The organism is Peribacillus sp. NPDC058002 (assembly GCF_042886655.1).
Classification (GTDB): Bacteria; Bacillota; Bacilli; order Bacillales; family DSM-1321; genus Peribacillus; species Peribacillus aracenensis.
Window position 1 is genome coordinate 29,344 of sequence record NZ_JBHVQU010000031.1, and the last position, 6,758, is coordinate 36,101.

At 39.8% G+C, this 6,758-nt stretch carries 9 protein-coding genes; 5 read left to right on the plus strand and 4 right to left on the minus strand.

The window, feature by feature from the left end; all coding sequences use genetic code 11:
- Nucleotides 1-165 precede the first annotated feature (165 nt).
- Both ACFVSH_RS08750 and ACFVSH_RS08755 read right to left on the minus strand, forming a co-directional pair.
- A complete protein-coding gene (locus ACFVSH_RS08750) occupies nucleotides 166-816 on the minus strand; it encodes an O-methyltransferase (protein ID WP_387705593.1) in 651 nt (216 codons plus the stop codon).
- Nucleotides 803-1,138, minus strand: coding sequence for a hypothetical protein (locus tag ACFVSH_RS08755; RefSeq protein WP_387705595.1), 336 nt, complete (start codon nucleotides 1,136-1,138; stop codon nucleotides 803-805). Before ACFVSH_RS08755 ends, ACFVSH_RS08750 begins: the two co-directional genes overlap by 14 nt.
- 238 nt (nucleotides 1,139-1,376) lie before the next feature.
- Here ACFVSH_RS08755 and ACFVSH_RS08760 point away from each other — a divergent pair, with 238 nt between their 5' ends.
- From ACFVSH_RS08760 to ACFVSH_RS08770, 3 genes are read left to right on the plus strand one after another with little or no spacing between them, the layout of a single operon-like run.
- Entirely contained in the window at nucleotides 1,377-1,751 is a 375-nt protein-coding gene (locus ACFVSH_RS08760; RefSeq protein ID WP_387705597.1) for a TetR/AcrR family transcriptional regulator, read from the plus strand.
- A 29-nt stretch (nucleotides 1,752-1,780) separates the two neighbouring features.
- The gene (locus ACFVSH_RS08765; RefSeq protein ID WP_387705605.1) at nucleotides 1,781-1,936 is read left to right on the plus strand and encodes an LmrA/YxaF family transcription factor; all 156 of its coding nucleotides are present in this window, start codon (nucleotides 1,781-1,783) and stop codon (nucleotides 1,934-1,936) included.
- Nucleotides 1,937-1,972: 36 nt separating this feature from the next.
- Nucleotides 1,973-3,328 carry a DHA2 family efflux MFS transporter permease subunit gene (locus tag ACFVSH_RS08770; protein WP_387705607.1) on the plus strand — a complete coding sequence of 452 codons (1,356 nt, stop codon included), beginning with the start codon at nucleotides 1,973-1,975 and terminating at the stop codon, nucleotides 3,326-3,328.
- A 44-nt stretch (nucleotides 3,329-3,372) separates the two neighbouring features.
- On the opposite strand, the gene ACFVSH_RS08775 is transcribed toward ACFVSH_RS08770, so the two are convergent.
- Both ACFVSH_RS08775 and ACFVSH_RS08780 read right to left on the minus strand, forming a co-directional pair.
- Nucleotides 3,373-3,813 carry a MarR family winged helix-turn-helix transcriptional regulator gene (locus ACFVSH_RS08775; protein WP_387603557.1) on the minus strand — a complete coding sequence of 147 codons (441 nt, stop codon included), beginning with the start codon at nucleotides 3,811-3,813 and terminating at the stop codon, nucleotides 3,373-3,375.
- A gap of 133 nt (nucleotides 3,814-3,946) precedes the next feature.
- Entirely contained in the window at nucleotides 3,947-5,038 is a 1,092-nt protein-coding gene (locus tag ACFVSH_RS08780; protein WP_387705599.1) for a low temperature requirement protein A, read from the minus strand.
- 227 nt (nucleotides 5,039-5,265) lie between these two features.
- On the opposite strand from ACFVSH_RS08780, the gene ACFVSH_RS08785 reads away from it, so the two are divergent.
- Both ACFVSH_RS08785 and ycaC read left to right on the plus strand, forming a co-directional pair.
- Nucleotides 5,266-5,826, plus strand: a complete 561-nt coding sequence (locus tag ACFVSH_RS08785; protein ID WP_387705601.1) for an NADPH-dependent FMN reductase — start codon at nucleotides 5,266-5,268, stop codon at nucleotides 5,824-5,826.
- A gap of 177 nt (nucleotides 5,827-6,003) precedes the next feature.
- Nucleotides 6,004-6,642 (plus strand): isochorismate family cysteine hydrolase YcaC, encoded by a 639-nt coding sequence (ycaC, locus tag ACFVSH_RS08790; RefSeq protein WP_387603566.1) that lies wholly within the window; start codon nucleotides 6,004-6,006, stop codon nucleotides 6,640-6,642.
- Nucleotides 6,643-6,758 lie beyond the last annotated feature (116 nt).

Sequence of the window (6,758 nt, forward strand, 5' to 3'; positions counted from 1 at the left end):
TACTCGTGAACTCGCCCATTACTCGTGAGATTGAGCGATTTACTCGTGAGATTGGGCAATTTACTCGTGAATATAGCTGATTTACTCGTGAAATTGAGCACATTACTCGTAAATTTAGCTGTTTAACTCGTGAATATAGCTGATTTACTCGTGAGATTGGGCAATTTACTCGTGAGTTTGAGCACTTACCTTTGAAAGAGTCAGCCCATCACCGATCGGAATGAGCACGGATTCCAATTGAGGGTGTTTGGCAACCGTTTCATTGAATTCCTTCATGAATGCAGTGTGACGTTCAGGTTCAGCATCCGGATCTGCGACACTGCCCCTTGCAAGTACGTTATCCATGACGATCAAAGCACCCGGTTCCGCCAGCTTAATGCAATATTGCAGGTAATTTTCATAATTGTCCTTGTCGGCATCTATAAAGAAAAAATCAAATTTCTTGTTATCATGAACGAGTTTTTCAAGGCTTTGCAGAGCTGCTCCGGTCATATATGATACTTGATCGCCAAAGCCGGCTTTGGATAGATTGCCATAAGCTAACTTTGCGTAATCCTCCTTTAATTCAAGGGAGGTTAATGTTCCTTCGCTGCCGAATCCCCTGGCGAGGCAAATCCCGCTATAGCCCCCAAGAGCCCCTATTTCCAAAACATTTTTAGCTCCTGAAATGGATACAAGCATTGTAAGAAGTTTCCCGGATGAGGGGGATACCGATATGGACGGCATTCCGTTTTCTTGTATGGACGTAATGACTTCTTCCAATAGGCCATCTTTGGTATAAAATACTGAATCGATATACTTGTTAATTTGTTTCATTCATTTCCATTCCTTTCTCATCATTATTGGAAGTTTCTCTTTCTTCACTTTTCTTATCGGCTGTTTCATTTTCTTGTATTTCAAATAATTGAATGAATTCGTTGATTAACATATCAATGGCCTTCAATTCACCGACTAAGATTTGATTAATGGATTGAAACTCTGGTTTATCTAACTGTTCCTTAATGGTTGAACGTTTAACATTCATCATTTCTAAAAAAGCAATGGCCCTTCCGCGGCGAAATGTTTTTGGTCCACGATGGTGTGAACCGTGGTCTTTTCCTTTGTGATGGCGTTCTTTTTTGAGTTCTTCGTTTCTCATGTTAAAACCTCCTTTTGTGTATACATATGTATACGCTTTTGTCTTGTGTTAAATGTATACATATGTATACGAATTGTCAACTGATAATAGAATGGAAAAATTAAAATACCGTTTATAAAAAGTTTGTCTAAATTGTGAATTCGTTATTTAGAGAGGCAAAAAAGTACTTACATCCAAAGAATTTTTTTTGTTATAGTAACAAATAGACCGGTTGGTATGGTGGGGGTGTGCTACGGAAATGGATACAAAATCGTTGATAATCGAGAATGCAACGATTCTTTTCCAGCAAAAAGGATATAAAGGTGTTGGACTAAGCGAAATCTTAAAAGTATGTAATGTTACGAAAGGTTCGCTTTATCACCATTTTCCTAATGGAAAAGAGGAATTATTAATCGCGTGCCTTCATTCTTTGAATGAAGTAATTACGACGGATATCGTGGATATTTTTGAACGGTATCCGACAACGTTAGAAGCGACAAAATACATGATTGAAAAGTTAATCGTCCATTTAGAAAGGGAAGGGACGATTACGGGTTACACATTTAGCAGCATGGTAAGTGAAATGGCCACATTAAGTGATCCTGTACGAAAGGCTTGCGCAAACTTTATGTGAAAATTCAAGGGATTTATTTTAATAAGCTTATGGAAGATGGATTTTCAAAAGAGTTAGCTTCCAATATTGCATTGATGATGACAGCCTCCATCGAAGGGGCAATGATGCTTTGTTTGGCCGAAACATCGGCAAAGCCGCTAAAAGTAATTTCGCAAATGTTACCCAATATATTGAAGGAGTTTTAACAAGTGGATAATAAAAATATTAAAACAGGGCCGATAATGGCTGCCCTTTTGGTAGCAGGCTTTGTTGGGCTATTTAGTGAAACCGCATTGAACATCGCCTTAGGTGAATTGAGCCATATTTTTGGCGTGGATGCGACGACAATACAGTGGCTTGCAACAGGCTACTTTTTAACGCTTGGTATTTTAGTGCCAGTAACAGGAATTTTAATGCAAAAATTCACGACACGCCAAATGTTCATGGCGTCTTTATTTTTTTCGATCATCGGAACGGTCATCGCTGCAGTAGCACCGGTTTTTAGCGTGTTATTGACGGCCCGTGTCATTCAGGCTGCTGGATTGGCGATCATTTTGCCATTGACGCAAAATGTCATTTTCACGATTTTCCCACCTAATAAACGCGGAGGGGCAATGGGTGTGATGGGCTTGGTCATCTTGGCTGGTCCAGCATTCGGTCCTACATTGGCAGGAATGATTTTAGATACGTTATCATGGCATTGGATATTCTGGTTTACGATTCCATTCTTGCTATTCTCGCTTATCTTCGGCTATCTCTATATTCCGAATGTCAATGAAACTCGACAAGTATCAATCGATATCTTATCAGTTGTGTTATCGACGATTGGCTTTGGTGGAGTTGTATACGGTGTAAGTGTAGGAGGGGATCATGGTTGGACGAGCATGACGGTAATTGGCACGATCATCGTTGGATTGATTGGCCTAATCTTCTTTGCAATCCGTCAGACAAAGATGGAAAACCCGATGTTGAATTTAAGAGCATTCAAATATCCACTATTTGTGCTAGGTCTTACGATGAACATGATTACATTCCTCAACATGTTATCGATGCTGGTTGTTTTACCGATGTATATGCAAATGGCGTTATTGGTTTCTGCGTTCGCCACTGGGCTGATCATGCTGCCAGGAAGTCTATTGAACTGCGTTTTTGCTCCGATCATCGGCAAGCTGTTCGATAGATATGGACCTCGTGCCGTAATTACACCAGGAACGATCATGGTTGTCATTGGCTACGGGCTATATGCAATGTATGGAACAGACACAGCACTATGGATCATGGTTGTTACGCATATCGTGATGATGCTCGGCATTGGCATGGTACTCGCTTCAGTACAAACGAATACATTGAATGCATTGCCAAAACAATTCTATCCGGATGGCATCGCGATTACGCAAACATCACAGCAAGTATCAGGGGCAATTGGGATAGCGGTCATGGTTTCGCTATTCTCTGCGAAGCAAAATGGCTACTTGACTGATGTGGCAAATGATTTACCGGCAGCTGCTGCCTCAGGTTCATCACTTGTATTTAAAATCAGTTTGATTTTCGCCATCGTGAATGTGGTGCTTTCACTGTTCATGAAAAAACCGAAGTAACAGAGATAAAAAAACAGATCACCATTTAAACGGGTGATCTGTTTTCATTCTTGCACTTTACTAAGTAAGTCCAAAAGCTGCTGCTTTTCCGCCTCATTCAAGTTGGCAAACTGTGATGCTTGAAAATGCTCTTGTTTTGGAACAACTTCATGAAAAAACTCTTTTCCTTCCTCTGTCAATGAAAGATATTTTGTTTTCCATTCCTGTTCCCGTTTAATCAATCCCAACTCTTCCATTTTCCTTAATAGTTGAGTGATATTGCCTTTTGTCACAAAAAGCTTGTTTGCCAGTTCTTGCTGAGACAATCGTTCATGTGAACCCACTTGAACCAGGATATCGAATTGGGCTGCCGATAGATTCCATTTCTTTAAATGTTGATTGGATTCCCGGATGCTCTGGTTATATATTCGTGTTATTCGGAACCATAACATTAAACCTAGTCGTTCCTCATTAGATGCGGTGGGATTCGTTGTGTTTTCTTTCATGAATGTCACCTCATTCTTTCTTCGTCACAATCAGCTTATGAATAAACCAATAGGGTGTCAAATGCAAAAACTTCCATCCTCGAATCAAAGAAACCAGTATGATCAATTGATACTGGTTTCTTTGATTCCTTCATTATGTAGTCGTTAGTTTAGCAAAGATGATAAAAAACAGTGTTAATTCGCCTATTACCACAATATTCGGTACCCCGACAAACAAATTAAAAATAAAAAAGATAGCTAAAATCCCTAACAATAATCCTAAATGATAGATTTGCAACCGCTGGTGCTTATGTCTATATTGATGGAAAACAAAAGTGGTTGACATGAAATAGAGCAAAACGGAACCGAAAACAAAATATAGGATAAATGAATAATGGACTTCATGTAAAAACAATAATCTGATGGCTGCTGCAATCATGCTTATGGACATTAAAATAAACAGATGACCGTAAATGATGATTTGTCCGGAAGATTGTACAGACTTGTCGACCTTTTTCTCCATGTTATCGAAATATTGCCACCACATAGCTATTATCAGGACAAATGAAATGATGGAAAAGGCTATCGAATCCCAATTTCCTTGTTTAGGCTGAATGACCGCAAGAGTGCTCACAAGAGCTTCCCCAAAGAGAATGATGGTAAATAGGCCAAAGCGCTCCAACAGGTGGGCCGTATTTGTAGGAACCTTTTCTAAGCACTTTCTTCCAAGGATTGGGATGATGATATCGATCAGGATGCCCAAATACAGCACAGCATATCGAAGCCAGGAATCAAAAAGGACGGAGAACAATGAAATGGCAATTCCAATCCAAAAATACCTTCCCAAAAAGAGTGCTGCCTTTTTTCGAACTCCCTCTTCTATCCGCTGTACAACAAGGTATTGGATGGCAGTCACGGCTCTTAAGCCAATATAACCAATTAAAAAAGAAAGATAATAAGGATCAAAATCAACAGATAGGCTTGATGTCATAATGAGGACAAAGAACATTTGCAATATCAAAAATAGCCGTTGATGAAATACATCCTTACCAAACCGGTTAATAAATATGGTTTGGCCTACCCAAGCCCACCAGATAGGAATAAAAATCAACACGAACTTAAATAAATACTCTGGATGGATATAACCATCTTCAACATGCAGTAAAACATGAGTGGCGCCCGCAACGGCTGCCACAAATAACAAATCATAAAAGAGCTCTAACCATGTAACTTTCTTTTCATCCATTTCAGCACTCCTCCCGGTCGCCTTATAGTTTATAGTATGTTGTAAATATTCAGAAAATGGAAGAGGGACTTTGGTGCATGCAATTTAGAATTCATGTTTATTTTAGGAAGTTCTTTTTACCCAGCTATTATGTTTTGCCATATTTAGTGATTAGGAATAACGTCACTTTTTTGACTTTAGTATATTATGGTACTATAGGAGATGATTTCAAAATGGGAGGGAAGTAGATGACCAGAACCATTGGCCTTATTTGCGGCAGTTTACGGGAAAATTCTTATAATCGAATCATCGCACAATCATTGACAGGTATGGTTGATTCTTATCAATTTCGCTGGATCGAAATTCATGATCTTCCGTTGTTTAACGAAGACTTGGAAATAAGTGGCGTTCCAGAAGCAGTGACGTCATTTAAATCAGCCATTCAGGATGTTGACGGTATCATTATCGTAAGCCCAGAGTATAATTCCGGAATACCAGGCGTATTAAAAAATGCATTGGACTGGGCATCAAGACCTCGGGAGTCCGCTGTACTTACCAAAAAACCAGTTGGCCTGATCGGAGCAACTCCTGGGGGAATGGGCACTGCATTTGCTCAAATGCAAATCAGGCAAATACTGGAGGCCATGCAAGTTCATGTTCTTCCATTTCAAAAAATGCTGATATCTCAAGTACATAAAAAGATTGATTCTGATCGGAAAGTTCTTACTGACGATCAAACAAAACGTTATCTTGAGCGTTATTTACAACAATTCATTCATTGGATCGATCACACTCCTGTTCTAGATTAATTAGCCATAGTCAATGAATCTTATTATATATATGATTGACAGGCTATAAGTTTATAGATAAACTTATAAATAACAATCAGTTAAGTTATAAACTGATTGCATCCAACGAAGGAGTTGGGGGAATTTCCCTACATATGAACTTTCTTCGATAGCTTTAATAAAAGGGGGACTTTAAAAATGTCTGATCTCTATTCTCGTATTTCCAAAGATGATGCTGCCGTTCTGCTAGTGGATCATCAAACCGGTCTTATTTCAGGGCTAGTGCGTGATTATGGTGTTGATGAATTCAAGAACAATGTTATGGCTCTTGCCAACACCGCCAAGTTTTTTGATTTGCCAGTCATTTTAACAACGAGCTTTGAAAACGGACCGAACGGACCGCTCATGCAAGAATTGGAAGAACTCTTTCCTCACGCACCAAAAATAGCTCGGCCTGGACAAATTAACGCATGGGATAATGAAGATTTTGTTAAAGCAATCGAAGAAACCGGAAAAAAACAACTAATCATCGCGGGCGTTGTTACGGATGTCTGCGTTGCTTTCCCGGCACTTTCCGCAATGAACGCCGGTTATGAAGTATTCGCTGTCACGGATGCATCTGGAACAGTCAGCAAACAGGTAGCTGATGCGGCTTTAGCGCGTATGGCCCACGGCGGTGTGCAGCTTATGAACTGGTTTAGCGTAGCTTGCGAATTACAGCGTGATTGGCGCAACGATGTCGAAGGTTTTGGTGCTTTACTTTCCAGCCAGCTTCCAGGTTATCAAAATATCATCGGAAGCTATAGGGGAGCTCAGCGCGATTTCAGCAAGATATAAAGAATGAAGGAAGGAAGGGACATTTGTCCCCTCTGACTGTAGGCAAACTTGAACTGCCCCGTAAATGTTAGACACCAACTAACATTTATGGGGTGTTTTTTATGGCCAATTTTTCT

Excerpts from the sequence above, each read along its gene's own strand:
- ACFVSH_RS08750 (WP_387705593.1), bottom strand. The coding sequence starts at position 816 with ATGAAACAAATTAACAAGTATATCGATTCAGTATTTTATACCAAAGAT.
- ACFVSH_RS08755 (WP_387705595.1), bottom strand. The coding sequence starts at position 1,138 with ATGAGAAACGAAGAACTCAAAAAAGAACGCCATCACAAAGGAAAAGAC.
- ACFVSH_RS08760 (WP_387705597.1), top strand. The coding sequence starts at position 1,377 with ATGGATACAAAATCGTTGATAATCGAGAATGCAACGATTCTTTTCCAG.
- ACFVSH_RS08765 (WP_387705605.1), top strand. The coding sequence starts at position 1,781 with ATGGAAGATGGATTTTCAAAAGAGTTAGCTTCCAATATTGCATTGATG.
- ACFVSH_RS08770 (WP_387705607.1), top strand. The coding sequence starts at position 1,973 with ATGGCTGCCCTTTTGGTAGCAGGCTTTGTTGGGCTATTTAGTGAAACC.
- ACFVSH_RS08775 (WP_387603557.1), bottom strand. The coding sequence starts at position 3,813 with ATGAAAGAAAACACAACGAATCCCACCGCATCTAATGAGGAACGACTA.
- ACFVSH_RS08780 (WP_387705599.1), bottom strand. The coding sequence starts at position 5,038 with ATGGATGAAAAGAAAGTTACATGGTTAGAGCTCTTTTATGATTTGTTA.
- ACFVSH_RS08785 (WP_387705601.1), top strand. The coding sequence starts at position 5,266 with ATGACCAGAACCATTGGCCTTATTTGCGGCAGTTTACGGGAAAATTCT.
- ycaC (WP_387603566.1), top strand. The coding sequence starts at position 6,004 with ATGTCTGATCTCTATTCTCGTATTTCCAAAGATGATGCTGCCGTTCTG.